The organism is Microbacterium paraoxydans (genome assembly GCF_018224615.1).
In the GTDB taxonomy this organism is placed as follows: Bacteria; Actinomycetota; Actinomycetes; order Actinomycetales; family Microbacteriaceae; genus Microbacterium; species Microbacterium paraoxydans_B.
Window position 1 is genome coordinate 657,254 of the sequence record NZ_JAGTUK010000001.1, and the last position, 19,907, is coordinate 677,160.

The following is a 19,907-nucleotide window of genomic DNA, read 5'->3' on the forward strand; positions in this document are numbered from 1 at the left end:
GCACGCGCGTCCTACTCCGAGGCGTCGCCGTTCTCGCCGACCTGGGGCTGCCCGATCACGCCGATGCCGACGGCCTCGTGGTCGGGCTCCGGCTCGTCGCGGCGCTGAGGTGCCGTCGGCTCCTGACCCGGATCCTTCTCGGTGCTCGGCTCTTCGAGCTCGTCGGTGCTCGGAACCTCCGCGGGGTCCGCGTCCTCGGGCGACTCCGCCTCTTCCGGCGTGGTCGCCTGCCCCTGGCTCGAGTCCGGCGAGGGGGTGTGCGTGGTCTGCCCCTCCGTCGTGTCCGAGGCGGGCGTCGGGGTCGGCGTCTGTGCCTCGGCCGAGAGCTCGTCCGTCGGGGTGGGCTCTGCGGCTTCGGGTTCGGGAGTGCTGGTGGTCATGATCGTCCCTTCCTGCGCTGTCGTGCCTCCAGCGTGCCGCGGGCTGCGGCGGGGGTGAAGGGGCTTGACGGAGGGCGGCCGGCGTCTGCGGGTCCGGGTTAACCCCGGTGAACCGGAGGGGTCAACCCGGCGTAGCCTGGAGGGGTGACTGCGTACGTCTCGGCCTTCGATCTGTTCTCCATCGGAGTGGGGCCGTCGAGCTCGCACACCGTCGGTCCCATGCGGGCCGCTCTCGACTTCGCACAGCGCCTCGCGGCATCGGGCGAGCTCGCCCGCGTCGCCCGCGTCGGGTGCACGCTGTACGGCTCCCTCGGTGCGACGGGCATCGGTCACGGCACCCCGGATGCGGTGGTCGCCGGGCTCCGTGGACTCCGCCCCGAGACGTGCGACCCGGCGGCCGTGCGCGCGGCGTGGCAGGACTACCCGGCGGGAGCGCCGCTGCGCGTCGACGGCACTCACGACGTAGTGTTCGCGAAGGACGACATCGTGTTCGCGCCGCGCACGCGCCTCCCTGGTCACCCCAACGCGATGACGCTCACCGCGACGGGCGAGGACGGCGCCGTCGTGGCCGAGGAGACCTACTACTCGGTCGGGGGCGGGTTCATCCGGCGCGACGGCGAGGAGGCGCGGATCTCCACCGGCGCCTTCCCCTACCCGTACGCCGATGCCGCGTCGCTGCTGGCGCTGTGCGACGAGGAGGGCCTGTCGATCGCGGAGGTCGCACGGCGCAACGAGATGGCGCTGCGCAGCGAGGAAGACGTGGCGGCCGGGTTGGACGCGATCTGGGATGCGATGTCGGGGTGTGTGGACGCGGGCCTCCACGCCGACGGTGTGCTGCCCGGGATTCTGAAGGTCAAGCGGCGCGCCGGCACGATCCGCGGTCAGCTCGAAGCCGTCGAGGCCGAAGGTCATCGCGAATTGCCCGGTGAGTGGCTGGGGGCGTTCGCGCTCGCCGTGAACGAGGAGAACGCGGCGGGTGGGCGCGTCGTGACGGCTCCCACGAACGGTGCCGCGGGGATCCTCCCGGCGGTGGCGATGTACTGGTGGCGCTTCCTGGCCGACTCCGGTCTCGGCGCGGGAAATGCGGTCACCCCGTATGGCGAGCTCGTCGGCAGCGCACTGCTCGGTTTCGACGGGACGCCGCCGCTCGAGGCAGCGGCGGTCGATCGCGAGGACCCGGCGATCGCCGAGGCGAATCGGCGGCGCGGCATCCGTCGCTTCCTGCTCACCGCGACCGCGCTCGGGTCGTTGTTCAAGGCCAACGCGTCGATCTCCGGCGCCGAAGGCGGATGTCAGGCCGAGGTCGGCTCGGCGTGCGCGATGGCCGCCGGCGGGCTGACGGCCGTGATGGGCGGCACGAACCGGCAGATCGAGAACGCGGCCGAGATCGCGATGGAACACCACCTCGGCCTCACGTGCGACCCGATCGGCGGACTCGTGCAGATCCCATGCATCGAGCGCAACGCGATCGCCGCCTCGACGGCCGTGACGGCGGCCCGCCTGGCGCTGCGCGGCGACGGCAGCCACTACGTTTCGCTGGACGCGGTCGTCGAGACGATGCGCCAGACCGGCGTCGACATGTCGACGAAGTACAAGGAGACGAGCGAGGGCGGTCTCGCGGTCAACGTGATCGAGTGTTGATCATCCCGGTGTCCGCGCCCGCACGGCCGCGAGCGGACGGGTCGTAGGCTGGCGGGCATGACCGAGCACGCCGCGCCCCGCCGACGCGGTCGTCCGCGCGGGGGCTCGGACTCGCGGGAGCGCATCCTCGCTGCCGCGGTCGACGAGTTCGGTGAACACGGGTACGACGGCTCGACTGTGCGCTCGATCGCGGGTCGCGCGGGAGTGGACTCGGCGCTCGTGCACCACTACTTCGGCACCAAGGCCGACCTCTTCGCGGAGGCGGTGGGGATTCCCCTGCGGCCCGACATCGACGTGCCCGGCATCGTCGCCGGACCGCGTGACGAGGTGGGCGAGCGGCTGGTGCGGTACGTCCTGGAGTCGTTCGAGCGGCCCGAGGTGCGCCGGCGCGGGGTCATGCTCATCCGGACGGCGATCGGCAGCCGGGTGACGTCTCCGCTGCTGGCGGGCTTCCTTTCGCGCGAACTGATCGGCCGCATCGCCTCGGAGCTCGGTGTCGCGGACGCGGAGCTGCGGGCGACCCTCGTGGCCTCGCAGATCGCGGGGCTCCTGGTGACGCGATACGTGCTGAAGCTCGGGCCCATCGCGGCTGCTCCGGCGGACGAGCTGGTGGCGTGGATCGGGCCCACGGTGCAGCGGTACCTGTTCGACGGGGGTCATTGACCGCCGAGGGCCCCGGGCGCATAATTCATCACATGATGAATAACTCGGTGGTCGCGATCGCGGACCTCCAGGTCACGCGCGGGCGCACCCGTGTATTCGAGGGGCTGGACCTCACGATCCCGCGCGGGCAGATCACGGGTCTCCTCGGGCCGTCCGGCTGCGGCAAGACCACGCTCCTGCGGTCGATCGTCGGCGTGCAGCGCATCGCCTCGGGGGACGTGACGGTGCTCGGCGAGCCGGGCGGCTCGCGGCGGCTGCGGCATCGCGTGGCCTACGGCACGCAGGGCGCTGCCGTGTACGGCGACCTGACCGTGCGGCAGAACCTGGCGTATGTCGCGGCGCTGCTCACGGCACCGAAGGGCGATGTGGAGCGGGTGATCGACGAGGTCGGCCTCGAGGCGCAGGCCGGACAGCTCGTGGGCTCGCTCAGCGGCGGACAGTCCACGCGCGTGTCGCTGGCGATGGCGCTGCTCGGGTCGCCGGAGCTCATCGTGCTGGACGAGCCGACCGTGGGCCTGGATCCGGTGCTGCGCGTCGAGCTGTGGACGCTGTTCCGCGGGCTCGCCGACCGCGGGGTGACCATGATCGTGTCGAGTCATGTGATGGACGAGGCGCTGCGCTGCGACCGACTGGTGCTCATGCGCGACGGTCGGATCATCGCGGACACGACACCCGCGTCGCTGCTGAGCGACACGGGAACCGACGACCCGGAGGCGGCGTTCCTCGCCCTGATCGAGCGCGACCGAGCGGGCGAACCCGGGGCGCGGCGATCGCGACGCGGCTCGCGCGGACGGCGCGAGGGGGTGGCGGAGTGAACGCGCGACGGACGTTCGCGACCGCGGGACGCGTGCTCGCGCAGCTGCGGCACGATCCGCGCTCGATCGCGCTGATGCTGGTGGCGCCGAGCCTCCTGGTCGGACTGTTCGCGTGGCTCTTCACGGATCAGGAGGGCGTGTTCGACCAGTTCGGAGGCGCGATCCTCGCGCTGTTCCCGTTCATCGTGATGTTCCTCATCACGTCGATCACGACACTTCGGGAGCGCCGCTCGGGAACTCTGGAGCGTCTGATGACGACGCCGCTGGAGAAGACGGACTTCATCGTGGGGTACGCGCTGGCGTTCGGGTTGATGGCGGTGCTGCAGGCGTTGATCACCGTGTCATTCGCGGTGGGGGTGTGCGGGCTCGACGTGGACGGGCCGCTGTGGCAGCTGGGTCTGGTCGCGGTCGTCGATGCGCTGCTGGGCACGGCGTTGGGCCTGCTCGCCAGCGCGTTCGCGCAGACGGAGTTCCAGGCGGTGCAGTTCATGCCGCTGCTGGTGTTCCCGCAGATCATCCTGGGCGGGCTGTTCATGCCACGCGATCAGATGCCCGATGTGCTGTACGCGATCTCGGACTGGCTGCCGTTGAGCTACGCGATCGACACCATCAACGCGGTCGCCGCAGGGGACGAGGGCTGGGACGTGTTCGGTCCGCTGCTGGTGGTGCTGGCGTTCGCGGTCGGTGCGCTCGTGCTCGCCTCGCTCACTCTTCGTCGTCGCACACGCTGAGGTCGCGGCACGGGCTGAGGTCGTCGCACGGGCTCAGGTCGTCGCACGAGCTGAGGCGGAGACGACGGATGCCGCGACCTGTGTGGTCGCGGCATCCGATGCGGAGCGTGTGTTCCGTGCCGCCGGCGGTGTGCCGGACGGCTAGGCGGTGCACCTCGTGGCGGTACCCATGACGCTGGCCGTGGTCACTCCGCGGCAGCCGGGGGTGCAGGCGGCGGCGGGGTGGTGGGCGTCGGAGTGCGCGGTGCTGCCGCGGGTGCCGCGGGTGCGGACGCCTCCGCGACCCCGGCGCCGAAGCCGCGTCCGACCGCCTGTCCCTGGATGATCCCGGCGAGGTCGAGCCCGGTCGCGGAGTGCACGCTGTCGAACACCGACCGGAGTGCCTTGGCGCTGTCGGCGCCGACCACGGTCGAGGCGCCGTCGTCGCCGGAACCGCCCACGATCGAGACGTTGCCGATCGCGGCATAGCCCTTGGCGAACTCGGCCATGATCGACGGCAGCACCTCCAGCACGCGCTGCGACAGGAACGCGTCCTGGTTGGAGGCGATGGCCTTGGCCTCCGCCTCGACAGCGGCCGCGCGGGCCTCACCCTCGGCCCGGATGGCCTCGGCCTCGGCGTTGGCACGGAGTCGGCGGGCTTCGGCTTCGGCCTCGGCCTGCGCTCGCAGCGCGTCGGCCTCACCGGTGGCCTTCGCGATGGCGGCCGCGGCCTCACCGTCGGCGCGCGCCTTGTCGGCCTGCGCCTGCTGCTCGGCGATGCGCGTGCGGGCCTCGGCCTGCTTGACCTGCTCGATCGCGGCGGCCTCGGCGGCGCGCTCACGCGTGTACAGCTCGGCCTGCGCTCGCGTCTCGGCCTCGTAGCGCTGGGCGTCGGCAACGCGCTTCACGTCGGCGTCGAGCTGCGCCTGCTTGTTCTCCGCCTGCTGCTGCAGGACGGCCTGCTCGGCCTGCGCACGCGCGAGCTGCTCGGCCTGCTCGGCCTCGGCACGGGCACGGCCGATCCCGGCGTTGGCGTTCGCCGTGTTGGTGTCGAGCGCGGTCTGCTCGACGAGGTTCGCCTCCTGGTTGGCGATGTTCTTCTGGTTGATCGCACGGTCGGCGTTGGTCTGCGAGATCTCGGCGGCCTGACGCTTCGCCTGGATCTCCGGCGCTCCGAGCGACTGGATGTAGCCGACCTTGTCGGTGATGCCCTTGATCTGGAAGGAGTCGAGGATGAGACCCTGCTCCGCGAGCTCCTGCGACACATCGGCCGCGATCTGGTCGGAGAACTTCTTCCGCTCCCGCATCAGCTCGACGACCGACAGCGTGGCGACGATGCCGCGCAGCGCGCCCTCGAGCTGCTCCGTGGTGAACTGTTCGATCGCCTTGTCCTGAGAGGCGAAGCGCTCCGCGGCGCGGCGCACGAGCAGCGGGTCGGAGCCGATCTTGACGATCGCGACGCCGTCGACGTTGAGGGTGACGTTGTCGAGCGACTGCGCCTCGGCGTTGAGCGAGACCTGACGCGAGCGCAGCGAGATGATCTCGTGGCGCTGCGTGATCGGATTGACGAGCGACTTGCCGTTGACGATCACCGTGACCGGCGACTCGGACAGCTCGGAGCGGCTGGTGCCGTCGGCGGCGACGACCGCGCGCTGCACCTTCTGCTTGCGTCCCGAGATGACGAGCGCCTCGTCGGCCCTGGCCACCTTGATCCAGCTGCGCGCGAACAGCAGCAGGATCAGCAGCAGGACGACGGCCGCGACGACCGCGATGCCGATGATGATGAGGATGCCGACGATTCCGGCGATCTCCATGGATGACCTCCCTTGGTCCCCCCGCGGGGGCGGTCCGATGTGCCCGCGCGGTGTGCCGGGACTCGGTTCCACCCTGCCAGAAACGCCGTGACGGCCGCTCGCTGCGTGGTCCGTGGTCCCCGCATCCGGGAGAAGAGGTCGCTCGGCTGCCGCGGGGGAGGACCGGTCAGCGGTTCCGGAGCTTCTCCGCGAGATCGCGCAGCTGGCGCAGCTCGTCGTCGTCGAGGCGCGACATGCGGGCGGCGATCGAGCGGCCGTGCACGGTGGCGAGTGACCGGAAGGCGCGGGCGCCGGCGTCGGTCGCGCGGATCAGCGCGCCGCGGCCGTCGTCCGGGTCCGGGCACTTGGCCACGAGGCCGCGCGCGACCATGCGGTCGACCAGCCGGGAGACGCTGGGCTGACTGATCAGCATGTTCGCCGTGATGTCGCGCAGGCGCGCGGTCATGTCGGGGGCGCGCGTGACGGTGAGCAGCACGTCGTACTCGGCCTGTGCGAGCTCGTTGTGATCGAAGTCGGCCATCATGTCCGTGAACAGCTCGTGCTGCGCGCGGAAGAGGCTCTCCCAGGCCTCCAGGGCGAGCTTGCGATCGGTCATTCTCACAGCGTAGCGGCCACAGTAAAGGGCCGGTCGGAGAGGCTCCCGACCGGCCCTTGTCCCTTGCACCAAGAGTGTCCTGCAATCACATGCGGTGGATGCCACAGCAAACATTCACCGTGCGATCACTGTATAACGACGAGATAACGAATGCAACGGTTTGATCACGGAATCTTGGCCGGGGCCCACCGTGGCGGTTCTCGACGCGGAGCGCGGGCTTGTTCTCTATATCGATGTGTATCAATATAAGAGCATGACCTCCACGGCCACCGCCTCACTCCCCGTCGCCGCGCCACCGCGCCGGCTCTCGCCGCTCGATCGGTGGCTGGCGCTGTGGATCGCGCTCGCGATGATCGGCGGCGTCCTGCTCGGGCGCCTGGTGCCGGGACTCTCCGGGCTCCTCGCCGAGCTCGAGGTGGGCGGACTCTCGATCCCGATCGCCCTCGGGCTCCTCGTGATGATGTACCCCGTGCTCGCCGCGGTTCGCTACGACCGGGTCGTCGCGGTCACCGGCGACAAGCGTCTCCTGGTGTCGTCGCTGCTGCTCAACTGGGTCGCCGGTCCTGCCGTGATGTTCGCGCTCGCGTGGCTGCTCCTGCCCGACCTGCCGGAGTACCGCACCGGGCTCATCATCGTCGGCCTCGCACGCTGCATCGCGATGGTCGTGATCTGGAACGACCTGGCCTGCGGCGACCGGGAAGCGGCCGCGGTGCTCGTCGCGATCAACTCCGTCTTCCAGGTGGTGGCGTTCTCGCTGCTCGGCTGGTTCTACCTCACGGTCCTCCCGGGGTGGCTCGGGCTCGACGCGGCAGGACTCGACGTCTCGGTGGTCCAGATCGCGCTGAACGTGCTGATCTTCCTCGGCGTCCCGCTCCTCGCCGGCTTCGCGTCCCGATTCATCGGCGAACGCCGCCGGGGACGCGCCTGGTACGAGGAGCGGTTCCTCCCTGCGGTGGGGCCGTGGGCGCTGTACGGGCTGCTGTTCACGATCGTGCTGCTGTTCGCGCTGCAGGGCGAGCAGGTCACCTCGCGCCCGTGGGATGTCGCTCGCATCGCTCTTCCGCTCCTGGCCTACTTCGCGATCATGTGGTTCGCCGGGCTGCTCACCGGGAAGGCCCTCGGCCTGGGGTACGCGCGGTCGTCGACGCTCGCGTTCACCGCGGCCGGCAACAACTTCGAGCTCGCGATCGCGGTGGCCATCGGCACGTTCGGCGCCGCATCGGGACAGGCCCTTGCCGGCGTCGTGGGTCCGCTCATCGAGGTGCCCGTGCTCGTGGGCCTCGTCTACGTCTCGCTGTGGGCGGCGCGCGCCTGGTTCCACACCGACCCGTTCGCCACCGAGAGGACGACGCCATGACCACCGCGCCGAGCACGACCGACGACACCTGCTCGCCCGTCGCCACGCACGCGATCGGGCAGGAAGCCGCAGCCTCCGTCGCCACCACGCTGAAAGCGCTCGCGGAGCCCCTGCGGCTGCGGATGCTGTCCGCGATCGCCTCGGACCCCCGCGGGGAGTCGTGCGTGTGCGACCTCGCGGCGCTCGCCGACGTGTCGCAGCCCACCGTCTCGCACCACCTGAAGGTGCTGAAAGAGGTCGAGGTGCTGACGTCGGAACGACGCGGCACGTGGGTCTGGTACCGGATCAACCCCGATCGACGGGGTGCCGTCACGGCCCTGCTGGACTCCTTCGCCCCCGCCACCGTCGCGCCCTCCGGCGTCGCCGCCGACGACGACGCGCACCGCCCCGACTTCGACGGCCGCATCACCCGCCTCGCCCACGAACTCGCAGCCGAGACTCCGGAGATCACCGAGGACGCCGTGCTCAGCATCGTGCGCGAGTCGTACACGGCGCTCGCCCGGACGGCCAGGGTCACGTCGGCCCTCGTGCCGCTCACGGAGCGGTTCGCCCGGCAGCGCCTGGCCGACCTCACGCGCGACCGCGCCAGCGGCGTACCGCAGGTGCTGTTCGTGTGCGTCGCGAACGCCGGCCGGTCGCAGCTCGCGGCGGCGCTCGTCAACCAGTTCGGCGGCGGGCGGATCGTCGCGCGATCCGCCGGCTCCCGCCCCGCCGACGTGATCCACCCGCACGTGCGTTCCCTCCTCGCCGAGATCGAGGGCGACGACGCCGCACAGCGCTTCCCCAAGCCGCTCACCGACGATGCCGTGCGCGCCGCCGACGTCGTCATCACGATGGGCTGCGGCGACGTGTGCCCCGTCATCCCCGGTGTCCGTTACGAGGACTGGGCGGTCGGGGACCCCGCGCTCGCATCCGCGGAGGGTGTCGAAGCCATCCGCGACGACATCGCCGCTCGTGCCCGCATCCTCGTCGACGACCTCCTCCACTGACCCACCTCCCAGGAGCCACCATGTCCGAAAACCACACTCCGTCCGTCCTCTTCGTCTGCGTGCACAACGCGGGTCGCTCGCAGATGGCCGCCGGCTTCCTGCGCGACATCGCCGGCGACCGCATCGAGGTGCGCTCCGCGGGGTCGATGCCCGCGGAACAGATCAACCCCGTCGCCGTCGCGGCGATGAGCGAGGTCGGCATCGACATCACCGCCGAACAGCCGAAGGTGCTCACCGTGGAAGCGGTGCAGAGCTCCGACGTGGTCATCACGATGGGGTGCGGCGACGCCTGCCCGATCTTCCCCGGCAAGCGTTACGAGGACTGGGAGCTCGACGACCCGGCCGGTCAGGGGATCGAGGCGGTGCGCCCGATTCGCGATGACATCCGCGCGCGCATCGAGCAGCTCGTGAGTGAGCTGGTCTGAGCGCCGGACGTCTCCGGGCGTCATCCGCGAGTGTTCCTGCCCCCATTTTTCCCGGAAGTGGGATATATTGCTGAAAGGTAGAACTTCACTCTCCAATACTCCCCAACTGGAGGACGCGTGACACTCTCAGGTGGTCCGCTCGAGCGTCGGTCGATGAGCGACGAGGCCTTCGTGCGGCTACAGGACGCCATCATCAGCGGAGAGCTGCCCCCGGGGGAGCGACTCCGTGACTACGAGCTCGCGGAGCGTCTCGGCACGTCCAAGACCCCCATCCGCCACGCGCTCGACCGCCTGGCCGACAACGGACTCGTCGAGATGCAGCGCAACCGCTACACCCGCGTCGCGCCGATCGACCTCGACCGGGTGCGCAACGCCGTCGACCTGTTCGGCGACATCTGGATCGGTTCGGTACGGCACGTGCTGCCCGTGATCCAGAAGGACGACGTGTCGTACCTGGTCGAACTCGCCGACGACATGGGTGCTGCGGTCAAGTCGCGCGACGTCATCGCGTTCGGCACCGCCCTGCGCGGCGCCGCCACGGGCTTCGCCCGCATCGAGGGCAACGCGGCGCGTGCGACCGTGATCGAGCGCCTCGGTCCGCAGATCCGCCGGTTCAGCCAGCACTCGAAGGACGCCTTCGACTGGTCGGCCGTCGACGACGTCGTGACCGCGCTCCGTGAGGCGATGAAGGAACGCGACGCCGTCAAGATCCGCGCCGTGCTCGTCACGCTCTTCGACGAGGTGTTCCCGGCGATCATCGATCGCGCAGAGGCGGAGGGACTGACCGTCACCTCCGTCGAGTGATCCGCGATCCGCGATCGAGGGCGGCCGCCGTGCGCGGCCGCCCTCGACGCGTATCCGGTCCCGCTACGGCGTCAGGCGGTGCAGGTCGCGCGGGAACAGCGTGACCTCGCGGATGTTGGGCGCCTCGACGAGTCGAGCGATCCAGCGCTCCAGTCCGATCGCGAAGCCGCCGTGCGGCGGCATCCCGTGGGCGAACGCCTCCAGGTAGCCGCGATACGCCTCGGGAGACTCGCCACGGGCCTCGATCGCGCCGACCAGGTCGGAGTGCCGATGTCGGCGCTGCCCCCCGGTCACCAGTTCCAGGCCGCGGAAGAGCAGGTCGAAGCTGTTGCTCCACCGCTCGTCGCCGGGCTGCGGGTGCGTGTAGAACGGGCGCTTGCTCATCGGGTATCCCTCCACCGCGAGCACGTCGCTGCCGAACTCGGCCTTGGCCCAGTCGCCCAACGCCCGCTCGTGCGCGGGCGCCAGGTCGGGCTCGTCGTCGGGCGCACCCACCAGGCGCAGCGCCTCGCGGAAGTGCACGACCGGGATCTCCTCGGGGATCGCGGGCAGCGGCACCGCGAGCTGCGCCACTGCCGGCGCGGCCTCGGTGCGGATGCCGTCGAGCATGCCCCGCAGCACCTCGCCCAGCAGCGCCAGCACGTCGCGGTGGTGCCGCACGAAGCCGAACTCCACGTCGAGCGACACGTACTCCGACAGGTGCCGCACGGTGTCGTGCGGCTCGGCGCGGAACACCGGTCCGACCTCGTACACCCGCTCGAACACGCCGACGAGCTGTTGCTTGTAGAACTGCGGGCTCTGCGCCAGGTACGCGGAGCGGCCGAAGTAGTCCACCGGGAACACGTCGGCCCCCGACTCGGTCGCGGTGGCCACGATCTTGGGAGTGTGCACCTCGGTGAACCCGGCCGCATCCAGCGTGCGACGGAAGCCCCGCAGGCTCGCGGCCGCCAGCGCCCACGTCGCTCGGCGGGCGGGGTGACGCCACAGGACCGGCGCGTGGTCGAGCAGGGTCGGCAGCGTGGCCTCCAGGGTCGGCCGCCACAGGTCCACCACGGGGGTCTCCGCGGGCTCGGACAGCAGCTCGATCAGCGGCGACACGACCTCGACGCCCTCGGGCGCCTGCGGGTTCGCCGACACGGTTCCCGTGACGCGCACCACGGTCTCCTCCGGCGGGAGCCCGGTGTCGGGGAACTCGCTCGGACGCAGCACGACCTGCGCCAGTCCGGAGCGGTCGCGCAGGATCAGGAAGGCCACGGCGGCGAGCTCGCGGCGGCGGTGCACGTGGCCGAGGAGCGTGACGCTCTCTCCGGGTGCGGTGCGGGACAGGTCGGTCGCGAGTGTGCGACCGGGGTCGGGTGATCTCATTCTTCCTCCAGGTTGCGGAAGCCCTGGAGGTGCGGGCGGGGGCTAGATCGCGGTGCCACCACACCTTCGCCGGTGAGACACCGGCCTCTCGTCGATACGCCGGACGCGCGGGGACCGCCTGCCGTGAGGCCGGGGGTCGTCACGCCCCGCGGTCGCCACGGTCAGTCTAAGGGACGGCGTTCTCGGCAGATCCACAGCATTCCGATATGAGCGTCTCGTACTCTGGGAGCCCCAAGGGGAGTACTCCGACACGGTCGGGTCGTCATTACGGATGCATCGCATCCCGGCCCACCGGTCCCGCGCAAGGGATGGAGAAGACTTTGGCGCTGTTCAGCCACGCCGAATCTGGAGAATCCCTTGGACGTCACCCCCCTCATCTGGGCCATCACCATCGCGGTCACCATCGCGTTCTTCGTGTACGAGTTCTTCGCCCACGTGCGCACGCCGCACGAGCCCACCATCGGTGAGTCCGCCCGCTGGTCGGTCTTCTACATCAGCCTCGCGCTGCTCTTCGGCGTCGGCATCGGCGTGGTGTCGGGCTGGACCTACGGCGGCGAGTACTTCGCCGGCTACCTCACCGAGAAGGCCCTGTCGATCGACAACCTCTTCGTGTTCCTGATCGTCATGACCGGGTTCGCCGTGCCGAAGATCTACCAGCAGAAGGTGCTGATGATCGGCATCGTCATCGCCCTGATCCTCCGCGGCGTCTTCATCGCGGTCGGCGCGACGCTGATCGAGAACTTCTCCTGGATCTTCTACGTGTTCGGTGCGCTCCTGCTGTTCCTCGCCTACCGGCAGGCGTTCAGCAACCACGAGAGCAACCCCGCGAACGGCCGCTTCATGACCTTCGTGCGCCGCCACCTCCCCGTCAGCGAGGAGTACAACGAGGACCGGCTGACCGTCGTCAAGAACGGCAAGCGCTTCGTCACCCCGATGCTGCTCACGATCATCGCGATCGGATTCATCGACCTCGTCTTCGCGGTCGACTCGATCCCCGCGATCTACGGCCTCACCGACCAGGCGTACATCGTGTTCACCGCCAACGCCTTCGCGCTCATGGGTCTGCGCCAGCTGTACTTCCTCATCGGCGGACTGCTGGAGCGCCTGGTCTACCTGGCCCAGGGCCTCGCCGTGATCCTCGCGTTCATCGGCGTCAAGCTCGTGCTGCACGCCCTGCACGTCAACGAGGTCCCCTTCATCAACAACGGCGAGCCGATGCTCTGGGCGCCGGAGATCCCGATCTGGTTCTCGCTGCTCTTCATCGCCGCGACCATCGCCGTCGCCACCGTCGCGAGCCTGCTCAAGACCCGCAGGACCGCTGCCCTCCCGGCCACGACCGGCACCACCCCCATCGACAAGGAGCACTCTTGAGCGCCCAGCGCTGTTCTGACTCTTCGGACTCTGACAGTACGAGCGCCCGGTTCACCCCGGGCGCTCACCCCGCACCCGGAGAGGGCGCCCGCTGATGGGTGACCTGCTCCTGAACATCGCTCTCGTCCTCCTGTTCGTGCTGATCGGCGGTGTCTTCGCCGCGACGGAGATGGCCCTCGTCACGCTGCGCGAGAGTCAGATCAATGCGATCGGCCAGCGCGGCAAGCGCGGCGCGAAGGTCGCCGGCCTCGCCCGCAACCCGAACACGTTCCTGTCGGCCGTGCAGATCGGCGTGACCGTGGCGGGCTTCGCGTCCGCCGCGTACGGTGCCACGTCGATCGCGCCGTCGCTCGCCCCCGTCTTCGAGAGCTGGGGCCTCGCCCCGTCCGTGGCCCTGACGGTCGCGACCCTCGTGCTCACGCTCGTGATCGCCTACCTGTCGCTCGTGCTCGGCGAGCTCGTGCCGAAGCGCCTCGCGATCCAGCGCAACGCGCAGTTCGCGTACGCGGTCGCGCCGGCGCTCAACGGCTTCGCGACCGTCATGCGTCCCGTCATCTGGCTGCTGTCGGTCTCCACGAACGCGCTCGTGCGGCTGCTCGGCGGCGACCCCCACAAGACCAGCGACGAGCTCACCGACGAGGAGGTGCGCGACATCGTCGCCACCCACCAGGGGCTGCCCGACGACGAGCGCCGCATCCTCGACGACGTGCTGTCGCTGCGCGGCCGCCAGGTGAGCGAGGTCATGCGACCCCGGCCCGAAGTCGTGGCCCTCGACCAGACGGCCACGATCGGCGCCGCCATACAGCAGGTGCGCGAGCTGCCGTTCTCGCGCTACCCCGTGTCGGACACCTCGATCGACGACCTCACCGGGTTCGTGCACGTGCGCGACCTGTTCGAGGCCGCCGCCGACGACCCGGAGCGCCCGCTCGCGGCCCTCGTGCGCGACATCCCCTACATCCCCTCGACCGCCCGGGTGCTGCCGACGCTGACCCGCATGCGCGCCGAGGGCCACCACATCGCGGTCGTCGTCGACGAGTACGGCGGCACCGACGGACTCGTCACGCTGGAAGACCTCGTGGAGGAGGTCGTCGGGGAGATCTTCGACGAGTACGACGCCGAGGTGTTCATCTCCGACGACGGGCTCGACGGGCGCCTCAACCTGCAGGACTTCGAGGAGGCCACGGGGCTCGCGATGCCGCGCGGCTCGTCCGACACGATCGCCGGCTTCGTGACGGAACAGCTCGGACGCCTGGCCGTGGTGGGCGACACCGTCGAGGTGCCCGGCGCGACGATCCAGGTGACGGAGGTCGATCGCCGACGGATCGCACGCGTGCGGGTCACCCGGCACGCGGAGCCCGAGGTGGCTGCGGTGGAGTGAGCCGTGCCGCGGGCGCCCGGCCGGTCGTCAGGCCGGGCGCACCGCGCTGCCGAGGTCGGCGAGGCCCTCGCCGAGGATCTCGGTCAGCAGTCGCGCGTAGCGGCCGTCGGGGTCGAGATCGGGGTCGAACACCGTGACGCTCGCGCCGACGGCCCGGGGCGCGAGCTCCCTCAGCAGCACGGTGAGCTCGTCGGCGGTGAGGCCTCCCGGATCGGGACTGTCGACCGCGGGCATGACGCTCGGGTCGAGCACGTCGACGTCGAGCTGCAGCCAGTAGGCGGAGCCCGCCGCCGCAGCCGTCTCCGCCGCGACCGCCCGCGGCCCCCGCGCGGACACCTCGGCCGAGGGGGTGACCCGGGCCAGGAGCGCGCGGACCTCCTCCTGCTCCTCGTCGTCGTCGCGATGCCCGATGTGCGCGGTGTGCTCAGCCGCGAAGTACGGCCCGAGCCCGTCGATGTCGGAGATGGCCGGCCAGTGCAGCCCGACCGCCGCCGCCAAGGCCTCGCCCGCGACCGCCGCGCACGCCTCACTGTTGCCCGGGTGGCGGAAGTCGGTGTGCCCGTCGACGTGCACGAGCCCGACGTCGCCGCGCCTCCGGACCGCGATGCCCGCAGCCACCAGCACGCTGCAGTCGCCCCCGACGACCACTGGGGAGCGACCCGCATCGAGCGCCGCGCCGATACGCGACGCGAGGCGCCGCGAGTGATCCACGAACGCGGCCTCATTGCGCACCCGCCCAGGAGGGCGCACCGCATCGTCGGCCACGTAGCGCCCCGGCAGCACGACCCCGGAGTCGGTGGCACCCCGCGCGAGGAACCGCTCGTACAGGCCGGCCTCGCGCAGCGCCTCGGGTGCCTTGGCAGCACCGGGCACGCTGCCCGGCTCGGGGGGACGGAGGCCGAGGTTGGTGGGCGCCGACAGGAGGGTGATCATGCGCACATCCTGCCGCGGGGGTCGGACATCGCCGCGGGGTCAGGCGGGGAAGCGCACGCCCGTGAGCGCCTCGGCCGACGCCCACAGCGCGGCGCCCGTCTCCGCCGCGCGCACCTCATCGGTCGCCGCGACCCGCGACGGCGCGCCGCGGAACTCCAGCAGGCCGCCGGGACCCCAGTAGTCGCCGTTCGCGACGTCGGGTGCGGTGGCGGCGTGCACGATCGGCAGGGCACCGCCGTCCTTGCCCTGCACCAGCACGCGCGTGGGGATCGCGAGGGCCCGCAGCCATCCGGGAACGGGAGCCAGGCCGTCCCGCCGCGGTGTGAGCGGGTCGACCGCGTATCCCGGATGCGCGCACACGGCGAGCCGCCCCGAGCCGGACCAGCGGCGGGCGAGCTCGAACGTGAACGCCATGAGCGCGGCCTTCGAGCGCCCGTACTGGCGCAGCGACGAGCCCGTCCAGGCGGCATCGAGCCGCTCGGGCTGCAGGCGGGCGAAGCGGTGCGCGAGCGACCCGACCGTCACCACCCGCGCGTCCGCGGTGAGCAGCGGTGCGAGCTGCGCGACCAGCGCGAAGTGTCCGAGCACGTTCGTGCCCACCATCAGGTCGTGACCGTCGGCGGTGCGCGCCGCGGGATCGGCCGCCTTGACCCCCGCGTTGCAGACCACCGCGTCGAGGGGCTCGTCGACGGCTGCGGCCGCGGCCGCCACGCTGTCGAGCGCGCCGAGGTCGAGCGGCAGCACCCGCACGTCGGCGTCCGGCACCCGCTCGCGGATCGCGGAGGCCGCGGTGGCCGCGCGCTCGGGGGAGCGGCACCCCAGCAGCACCCGGGCGCCGCGGGCGGCGAGCTGTTCGGCGCACCAGTAGCCGATGCCCGCGTTGGCTCCGGTGACGAGGATCGTGCGGCTCATCGTTTCACCCTACGGGCAGGCGCGGTCACTCCTCCTCGCCCTCGAGGAGCATGCCCACCGAGGTCGCGCATGCGTCGCCGCGCCAGGCCTCGACGCCCTCGCGCACCGCGAAGCCCGCGATGACGAGCCCGGCGACGGCGTCCGCCCACCACCATCCGAGGAGCGAGTTGGCGATCAGCCCGAGCAGCACGGCGGCGGACAGATAGGTGCACAGGAGGGTCTGCAGGGAGTCGGCGACCGCGGTGGCCGAGCCCAGCGCGCGTCCGGCGCGACGCTCGATCGCAGACAGGAAGGGCATCACGGCGACGCTGACCGCGGTGAGCACGATGCCGATGGTGCTGTGCTCTGGCCGCTCGGCGGTGACGAGCGCGGCGATCGACGTCGCGGTGACGTAGCCGGCCAGCGCGAAGAACGCCACCGCGATCACCCGCAGCGTCGGCTTCTCCCAGCGCTCGGGGTCGCGGCGGGTGAACTGCCACGCGACCGCGGCGGCGGACAGCACCTCGATCGTGGAGTCGAGCCCGAACCCGACCAGCGCGGCGGAGGAGGCGACGGAGCCCGCGGCGATCGCGATGACCGCTTCGACGAGGTTGTACCCGATCGTGAGGCCGACGATGAGCCGGATGCGACGCTGCAGAGTCTCGCGGCGCGCGGGGGTGAGCGTCGTGGACATCAGCAGGTGCAGCCCTCACCCGTGCAGCAGTCGGGTTCGACGATGAGGGTCACGCGCATCAGCATGTCGAGGGCGGGGGCCAGGTGCCGGTCGGCCAAGCGGTAGGAGCTGCGGCGGCCGTCGGGCACGCTCTCCACGAGTCCGCAGCCGCGGAGGCACGCGAGGTGGTTGGACATGACCTGGCGTGACACGTCGAGGGCCTCGGCGAGTTCGGCCGGATAGCGCGGGGACTCCCGCAACGCGAGGAGGATGCCGGCGCGGGTGGGATCGGAGAGCGCGTGACCGAGGCGGGCGACGGCGGCCGTGTGGCTGAGGGAGGCGAGCGCGGTGGTCATGACTCGACAGTACAGCGAGTCCTGAATTCAGGAAAGAGTGAACGATGGAGGGGCGCAGCGGACTGCGCCCCTCCATCGGCCGGATCAGCGGATCGCGTAGACCGCGCTGCCCACGATCACCGCCACGACCGTGGTCCAGCCGATGATCGCGACGGCCTGCCACACGAGGATCCGGGCTTTGCCGACCCCCGAGGCTGCGAGCATCGTCGCGGTGAAGTGCGTCGGCAGCAGCAGCGGCCCCAGCAGGCTCACCCCGGGGACGCCGTAGCGCTCGAACGCCCGCTGGAACTTCTCGCGCCGGGCAGAGCCGCGCCCCTGGTCGACCGCCGGCACGGGCGCCGCGTCGCCCTCCAGGCTGCTGCCGCCGCCCGCGAGCGCCGCCTGCCGTGCCTTCGACCGGTCCACGATCGCCTGCCGCGCCCCCGAGCTGGCGAGCACCAGCACCGCCACGCACACGAAGTTGCCCACCATGGCCGCGACCGCCGCGATCACCGGGGGGATGCCGCCGATGATCCCGATGCCCGCCGCCCCCTCGCCCTCGATGAACGGCACCGCGCCCGCGAGCGCGACGATGAGGGGCTGCACCAGGTCGGGCACCTGGGCGACGAGGTTCTGGAACGTCTCGACGAGGTTCATGGGACGGGCCTCCGGGGGTTTCCGCGACGGACTCTCCGCCGCGATGACCCCAGTCCACCCGAGGCGCCCGGTCGCCGACAGTGCCGCGGCGTCACGCGTCTCCGGGTGGTTCGCCCGTCCATCCCGTGACAGATGTCACGGCCCTATCGTGGGAGCGTGACCCGCATCCCCCCGGCCTCCACGCTCGAACCAGCGCCCGGCTCCCGTCAGCTCGCCCGCGGCATCACCGCCACCTGGTGGTACACCGTCACCGCGGTGCTGTTCATCGAGCTGATGCTCGTGGGCGCCTGGACCGGGGTGGCCGCGGCGTACGACCTGCGCGGCGGGGTCGTGGCCGTGGTGGGGCTCGGCGGTGTCGTGTGGTGCGCGTCGACCATGCTGCTGCTCGTGGACTACCGCCACGGCCTCACGGTCGGCGCCGGGGTGGAGTGGCGGCGGCTGGTGCTGCCGATCGTGATCGCGGTGGCCTACGGGGTCGCGGCGGGGGTGCTGGTGGGCAGCTGGCAGCTCGGGGCCATGCCGATCGTGCAGGTGTTCGTGCTGCTGCGCTGGCCTCGGGGTGTGCGCGTGCGCGTGGTGGCCACCGGCACGCTCGTGCTGGTCGCGCTCGCCGTGGTGGATTCGGCGGGCGACGGCCTCGGCCTCGGCATCCCGTGGTGGCTGCCGATCGTGTACGCCGCGATGCTGCCCGGCATGAGCGTGAGCTCGCTGTGGTGGTGGGACGTCCTGGTGACGCTCGACCGCGCTCGTGCCTCCGAGGCCCGGCTCGCCGCCACGCAGGAGCGGCTGCGGGTGGCCACCGACGTGCACGACCTGCAGGGCCACCACCTGCAGGTGATCGCGCTGCAGCTCGAGCTCGCGGAACGGCTGCTGCCGGTCGACCCCGCGGCAGGCATGGAGCAGCTGCGGGCGGCGCGGGTGAGCGTGGACGAGGCGCGGCAGGGGACGCGGGACCTCGCGACCCGGTTCCGTTCGGTGCCTCTGGGCGACGAGCTGGCCAACGCGCGCGACCTGCTGAGCGCGGCCGGACTCGACGTGGACGCGCGTATCGCCCCCGACGCGGATGCGGCCCCCGCGGCCGATCTCGGCCCGGTGATCCGCGAGACCACGACGAACGTGCTGCGCCACGGCGGAGGGCGGACGGCACGCCTGGTGCTGGAGCGGGCGGGCGACGGGTGGCGCTACGAGATCGCCAACGGCCTCGCCGACGGCGCGGACGACGGCCACGGCGGCTCCGGCCTGGAGGGCGTACGGCGGCGGATCGCGGACGCGGGTGGCACGCTCGACGTGCGGCGCGAGGCGGACGAGTTCGTGGTCGTGGTGACCGTGCCGTCGGCGGGGGAGGCGGCGCGATGATCCGGGTGCTGCTCGCGGACGACGAGGGAATGATCCGCTCGGCGCTCGCCGCACTGCTGCGACTGGAGGACGACATCGAGGTCGTCGCGGAGTGCGCGGACGGGGAGCAGGCCGTGGCGGAGGCGCTGCGGCTGAAGCCGGACGTGTGCCTGCTCGACCTGGAGATGCCGGGGCTCGACGGGGTGCAGGTCGCGGAGCGTCTCGGTCGGGCGATCTCGACCCGCTGCGTGGTCGTCACCCGCCACGCGCGACCGGGGGTGCTGCGGAGGGCGCTGTCGTCGGGGGTGTCGGGCTTCCTGCCGAAGTCGCGCGGGGCGGACGAGGTCGCTGCGGTGATCCGCCGAGTGGCCGCGGGGGCGCGCTACGTCGACCCGGAGATCGCGGCGGATGCGCTGAGCGATGAGCGCTCGCCGCTGACGGACCGCGAGCTGGACGTGCTGCGTGCGGGGCGCCGCGGGGAGACGACGGGGCAGATCGCACGGGCGCTGTCGCTCGCGCCGGGAACCGTGCGGAACCATATCTCGGTGATCCTCGGCAAGCTGTCGGTCGGCACGCGTCAACAGGCCGTGCTGATCGCGGAGGAGCGCGGCTGGATCTGAGCCCGATATGCTGGCTCGCATGGGAACCATATGCGCCGCGCCCGTGATGGGGCGCACTCTCGTGTTCCGCGACCGCCGCGCCTGACGGCGCGCTCGCTCCTCGCACGCCTCTGCGCGCCGTCCACCGAGATGTCCTCGCACCTCGGGACGGGCTCT

At 71.5% G+C, this 19,907-nt stretch carries 21 protein-coding genes; 12 read left to right on the forward strand and 9 right to left on the reverse strand.

Going from position 1 to position 19,907, the window contains the following annotated elements; translation table 11 throughout:
- Nucleotides 1-11: 11 nt before the first annotated feature.
- On the reverse strand, nt 12-380 hold the full coding sequence (locus KE274_RS03075) for a hypothetical protein (protein WP_211541162.1): 369 nt from the start codon (nt 378-380) through the stop codon (nt 12-14).
- A 144-nt stretch (nt 381-524) separates the two neighbouring features.
- Here KE274_RS03075 and KE274_RS03080 point away from each other — a divergent pair, with 144 nt between their 5' ends.
- The 4 genes from KE274_RS03080 to KE274_RS03095 are packed head-to-tail and all read left to right on the forward strand — an operon-like array spanning nt 525 to nt 4,230.
- The gene (locus KE274_RS03080) at nt 525-2,021 is read left to right on the forward strand and encodes an L-serine ammonia-lyase, iron-sulfur-dependent, subunit alpha (protein WP_211541163.1); all 1,497 of its coding nucleotides are present in this window, start codon (nt 525-527) and stop codon (nt 2,019-2,021) included.
- A gap of 57 nt (nt 2,022-2,078) precedes the next feature.
- Entirely contained in the window at nt 2,079-2,684 is a 606-nt protein-coding gene (locus KE274_RS03085; RefSeq protein ID WP_211541166.1) for a TetR/AcrR family transcriptional regulator, read from the forward strand.
- A gap of 32 nt (nt 2,685-2,716) precedes the next feature.
- The gene (locus KE274_RS03090; protein WP_211541167.1) at nt 2,717-3,499 is read left to right on the forward strand and encodes an ABC transporter ATP-binding protein; all 783 of its coding nucleotides are present in this window, start codon (nt 2,717-2,719) and stop codon (nt 3,497-3,499) included.
- Nucleotides 3,496-4,230, forward strand: coding sequence for an ABC transporter permease (locus KE274_RS03095; RefSeq protein WP_211541169.1), 735 nt, complete (start codon nt 3,496-3,498; stop codon nt 4,228-4,230). The genes KE274_RS03090 and KE274_RS03095 overlap by 4 nt, the downstream gene beginning before the upstream one ends.
- A 185-nt stretch (nt 4,231-4,415) precedes the next feature.
- Here KE274_RS03095 and KE274_RS03100 read toward each other — a convergent pair whose 3' ends face one another.
- The gene (locus KE274_RS03100; protein WP_211541171.1) at nt 4,416-6,023 is read right to left on the reverse strand and encodes an SPFH domain-containing protein; all 1,608 of its coding nucleotides are present in this window, start codon (nt 6,021-6,023) and stop codon (nt 4,416-4,418) included.
- A 166-nt stretch (nt 6,024-6,189) separates the two neighbouring features.
- Nucleotides 6,190-6,618 carry a MarR family winged helix-turn-helix transcriptional regulator gene (locus tag KE274_RS03105; protein WP_211541173.1) on the reverse strand — a complete coding sequence of 143 codons (429 nt, stop codon included), beginning with the start codon at nt 6,616-6,618 and terminating at the stop codon, nt 6,190-6,192.
- 253 nt (nt 6,619-6,871) lie between these two features.
- Between KE274_RS03105 and arsB the strand changes: the two genes are divergently transcribed.
- The 4 genes from arsB to KE274_RS03125 all read left to right on the forward strand — a co-directional run bounded on the left by arsB (nt 6,872) and on the right by KE274_RS03125 (nt 10,193).
- Entirely contained in the window at nt 6,872-7,975 is a 1,104-nt protein-coding gene (gene arsB / locus KE274_RS03110; RefSeq protein WP_211541175.1) for an ACR3 family arsenite efflux transporter, read from the forward strand.
- Nucleotides 7,972-8,964: a metalloregulator ArsR/SmtB family transcription factor gene (locus KE274_RS03115; protein ID WP_211541178.1), complete on the forward strand. Its 993-nt coding sequence runs from the start codon at nt 7,972-7,974 to the stop codon at nt 8,962-8,964. Before arsB ends, KE274_RS03115 begins: the two co-directional genes overlap by 4 nt.
- Nucleotides 8,965-8,984: 20 nt before the next feature.
- Nucleotides 8,985-9,389: an arsenate reductase ArsC gene (locus tag KE274_RS03120; protein ID WP_211541179.1), complete on the forward strand. Its 405-nt coding sequence runs from the start codon at nt 8,985-8,987 to the stop codon at nt 9,387-9,389.
- Nucleotides 9,390-9,542: 153 nt separating this feature from the next.
- On the forward strand, nt 9,543-10,193 hold the full coding sequence (locus tag KE274_RS03125; RefSeq protein ID WP_211541180.1) for a GntR family transcriptional regulator: 651 nt from the start codon (nt 9,543-9,545) through the stop codon (nt 10,191-10,193).
- A 63-nt stretch (nt 10,194-10,256) separates the two neighbouring features.
- Here the strand turns inward: KE274_RS03125 and aspS are convergent, their stop codons facing one another.
- Nucleotides 10,257-11,558, reverse strand: coding sequence for an aspartate--tRNA(Asn) ligase (gene aspS / locus KE274_RS03130; protein ID WP_211541181.1), 1,302 nt, complete (start codon nt 11,556-11,558; stop codon nt 10,257-10,259).
- A 357-nt stretch (nt 11,559-11,915) separates the two neighbouring features.
- Here aspS and KE274_RS03135 point away from each other — a divergent pair, with 357 nt between their 5' ends.
- A complete protein-coding gene (locus tag KE274_RS03135) occupies nt 11,916-12,929 on the forward strand; it encodes a TerC family protein (protein WP_211541182.1) in 1,014 nt (337 codons plus the stop codon).
- A gap of 94 nt (nt 12,930-13,023) precedes the next feature.
- Nucleotides 13,024-14,307 carry a hemolysin family protein gene (locus tag KE274_RS03140; protein WP_211541183.1) on the forward strand — a complete coding sequence of 428 codons (1,284 nt, stop codon included), beginning with the start codon at nt 13,024-13,026 and terminating at the stop codon, nt 14,305-14,307.
- A 27-nt stretch (nt 14,308-14,334) separates the two neighbouring features.
- Here KE274_RS03140 and KE274_RS03145 read toward each other — a convergent pair whose 3' ends face one another.
- The 5 genes from KE274_RS03145 to KE274_RS03165 all read right to left on the reverse strand — a co-directional run bounded on the left by KE274_RS03145 (nt 14,335) and on the right by KE274_RS03165 (nt 17,796).
- Complete coding sequence (locus KE274_RS03145; protein WP_211541184.1) at nt 14,335-15,240, reverse strand: arginase family protein; 906 nt, start codon at nt 15,238-15,240, stop codon at nt 14,335-14,337.
- 39 nt (nt 15,241-15,279) lie between these two features.
- Entirely contained in the window at nt 15,280-16,152 is an 873-nt protein-coding gene (locus KE274_RS03150) for an SDR family NAD(P)-dependent oxidoreductase (RefSeq protein ID WP_211541185.1), read from the reverse strand.
- 25 nt (nt 16,153-16,177) lie between these two features.
- Nucleotides 16,178-16,825 (reverse strand): cation transporter, encoded by a 648-nt coding sequence (locus tag KE274_RS03155; RefSeq protein WP_211541186.1) that lies wholly within the window; start codon nt 16,823-16,825, stop codon nt 16,178-16,180.
- The gene (locus KE274_RS03160) at nt 16,825-17,160 is read right to left on the reverse strand and encodes an ArsR/SmtB family transcription factor (protein WP_211541187.1); all 336 of its coding nucleotides are present in this window, start codon (nt 17,158-17,160) and stop codon (nt 16,825-16,827) included. The genes KE274_RS03155 and KE274_RS03160 overlap by 1 nt, the downstream gene beginning before the upstream one ends.
- A gap of 84 nt (nt 17,161-17,244) precedes the next feature.
- Entirely contained in the window at nt 17,245-17,796 is a 552-nt protein-coding gene (locus tag KE274_RS03165; protein ID WP_211541188.1) for a small multidrug efflux protein, read from the reverse strand.
- Nucleotides 17,797-17,952: 156 nt separating this feature from the next.
- Between KE274_RS03165 and KE274_RS03170 the strand changes: the two genes are divergently transcribed.
- On the forward strand, nt 17,953-19,152 hold the full coding sequence (locus KE274_RS03170) for a sensor histidine kinase (protein ID WP_211541189.1): 1,200 nt from the start codon (nt 17,953-17,955) through the stop codon (nt 19,150-19,152).
- On the forward strand, nt 19,149-19,751 hold the full coding sequence (locus tag KE274_RS03175; RefSeq protein ID WP_211541190.1) for a response regulator transcription factor: 603 nt from the start codon (nt 19,149-19,151) through the stop codon (nt 19,749-19,751). The genes KE274_RS03170 and KE274_RS03175 overlap by 4 nt, the downstream gene beginning before the upstream one ends.
- The last annotated feature ends 156 nt before the right edge of the window (nt 19,752-19,907 follow it).